This window comes from uncultured Campylobacter sp. (assembly GCF_937949835.1).
Taxonomy (GTDB): domain Bacteria; phylum Campylobacterota; class Campylobacteria; order Campylobacterales; family Campylobacteraceae; genus Campylobacter_B.
On the sequence record NZ_CALEDC010000387.1, the window covers coordinates 1 to 2,610 of the forward strand.

2 protein-coding genes and 1 pseudogene are annotated in these 2,610 nt (G+C 55.9%); all 3 read right to left on the minus strand.

From position 1 onward, the window contains the following. Nucleotides 1–27: 27 nt before the first annotated feature. The gene (gene aroC, locus Q0256_RS08785) at nt 28–1,143 is read right to left on the minus strand and encodes a chorismate synthase (protein ID WP_297962274.1); all 1,116 of its coding nucleotides are present in this window, start codon (nt 1,141–1,143) and stop codon (nt 28–30) included. A gap of 245 nt (nt 1,144–1,388) precedes the next feature. Beyond that, nucleotides 1,389–2,051 (minus strand): annotated as a pseudogene (gene rnc / locus Q0256_RS08790) (ribonuclease III); the annotation flags it as partial. A 403-nt stretch (nt 2,052–2,454) separates the two neighbouring features. Further along, the coding region (locus tag Q0256_RS08795; RefSeq protein ID WP_367271953.1) for an RNase H family protein at nt 2,455–2,610 on the minus strand (156 nt) is incomplete at its 5' end.

The window sequence follows — 2,610 nt, forward strand, 5'->3', positions numbered from 1 at the left end:
AAATTTCACCGCACCGCCCGTCTAAATTTAATCCTCGCCGTAAATTCGCTTTAAATTCCCCAGCGTCGCGCTCGCGTTTAGTAGCAGCGCATCGGCGATCGCCAGCCGCGCCATCGCGGTGGCTACGACGCTGCCGCGCACGGCGATACACGGATCGTGCCGCCCGCGCAGCTCGCAGACCGCGTCCGCGCCGCGCACGTCCACGCTGTGCTGCGCCATGAAAATGCTCGGAGTAGGCTTAAAATGCGTCGCAATCTCGATCGGCGCGCCGCTACTTATGCCGCCTAAGATTCCGCCTGCGTTGTTGCTTGCGAAATTTGCGCCTATCTTGCCGCCGTTGGTGCGGATCGCATTCTTGCTAGCGCCCATGAAATCGTTATTTTCGCTGCCTTTTAGCGTGCTTGCCTTCACTCCGGCGCCGATCTGCACGGCCTTTACGCCGTTTATGCCCATCATCGCGCCCGCAAGCGCCGCATCCAGCTTACCGTACAGCGGCTCGCCGAGTCCCGCAGGCACGCCCGTGACGCGCGTTAGCACGCAGCCGCCGATACTATCGCCCGCATTTTTGACGCTTAGGATTAGCTCCTTTTGCGCGCCCTCCACAGCGGGATCAAGCGCGAAAATTTCGCTGTTTTGCGCAAAGTCGAAGTCTAAATTTCCCGCGTAAATTTCGCCCACGCCGCAGATTCCGCTTTTTACGGAAATTTTAAAGTGATTTAGCAGGATTTGCGCAAACGCTCCCGCAGCCACGCGCACGGCGGTTTCGCGCGCGCTTGCCCGCCCGCCGCCTCGGTAATCGCGCAGTCCGTATTTGGCAAAATACGAAAAATCGGCGTGTGCGGGGCGAAAAATATCCTTGAGATTTTCGTAGTCCTTCGAGTGTTGGTTTGTGTTGCGGATGATAAATCCGATCGGCGCGCCGGTGCTGCGACCGTCAAAAATTCCGCTTAAAATTTCGATCTCGTCGGCTTCTTTGCGCGGCGTAGCGTATTTGCCGCCCGGTTTGCGGCGATCAAGCTCGCTTTGGATATTTGAAGGCTCGATCGCCACGCCCGCCGGAAAGCCGTCCAAAACGCCGCCGATCGCCGCGCCGTGGCTCTCGCCGAAGGTGCTAAGGCGCAATCTTTTGCCGAAAGTATTCATAGCGCGCCTCCTTGATCGCCGCCGCCTTGTTTATCCGTATCGCGCCCATTTCGCTCATTGCTTTTTTTAGCGCTCGGCGTGCCGCCTGATGCGCCGGCGCGGTCGCTCTTTTTGCTACCCTGTGCCCGTCCGCTGCCGCCTCGCGAGCCTTTTTTGCCGTCCTGAGCGCAGTTCGCGCCGCTTTGTGCGTCGCCGCATGCCGTTTGCTCGCTATTTTGCGCGCTAGTGCCGTGCGAGGAGCCGTTTTGTAAAAGCTCTATCGCGATTTGCGCGCATTTTTGCTCAGCCTCCTTTTTGCTGGCTCCCACGGCGGAGGAGAGCCGCTTGCCGCCTACGAGCGCTGCCATTTCGAAGCGTTTTTTATGATCGGGGCCGCTCGAGCCTAAAAGAATATATTCGGGCGTGACGCCGAATTTTGCCTGCGTGAGCTCTTGCAGCGCGGTTTTGTAGTCTTTAACGAGCTCGTTAAAGCTGATGCGCGGATAGAGGATTTCTAAGATTGCAGTCGCGATGCGGGCGGTATTTTGCAGCCCGCTCTCAAGATAGACGGCGCCCATTATCGCCTCAAACGCGTCCGAAAGCAGCGAGGGCTTCTCGCGTCCGCCGTTGCGCTCCTCGGACAGCGACATATTCAGGTTCTCACCGATGCCCAAAAATTTTGCAAATTTAGAAAAGCTACTTTCGTTCACGAGTGCGGCGCGCAGCTTGCTCAGATCGCCCTCGTCGCTGCTAAATTTTTTGAAAAGATACTCGCCCACGATCAGATCCATCACCGCATCGCCTAAAAATTCCAGTCTCTCGTTGTTGTGTCCGTTTTTGGCGCTTTTGTGCGTAAGAGCGATCTTGAGGTGGGCCTGGTTTTTAAATTTATAGCCCAGTTTTTCTTGCAGTTTTTCTAAATTTTGCATCTTTACCCTTTATTATAAAATTTTACGAAATCCGCGGCGGCTCGCACGCAAACGGCATCCGGTGCGAACAAAACCTGCGCAAACGAAACGAATGGGTGCAGGTATAGCCCGCGCTAAATTTGCACCAACGCGGCGAATAAAACGCACTGACGGCTGATCTAAAGCGAATAAAATTTAAACGTGCCCGCTAATCCTAACGCAAACCGCGCTGAAGCTCGCTCGCCGCAAATTTAATCCTCGCCAAAAACACGCTTGCTCCCAAATACAAGAGCTCGATTGCGTGAGCGAACGCATTAAAACCGGCTTCGGGCAATAAAATTTACGCCGAAGCGGCTCTGCGTGCAAAGCAAACGCGGGCAAATCCATGCTTAATCCGCGCAACCGCAAGCTTCGCCGCAGAATTTCAGCCCTTTATCGCTTCCGCCGCCGCGCGAGCCATAGCATCGCACTCCTCGTTTTGCGGATGTCCCGCATGCCCCTTGACCCAGGAGGCTTTGATCTCGTGAGGCGCCGCCGCCGCAAGGTATCTGCGCCACAGATCTGCGTTTTTCTTGCCCTT

Excerpts from the sequence above, each read along its gene's own strand:
- aroC (WP_297962274.1), bottom strand. The coding sequence starts at position 1,143 with ATGAATACTTTCGGCAAAAGATTGCGCCTTAGCACCTTCGGCGAGAGC.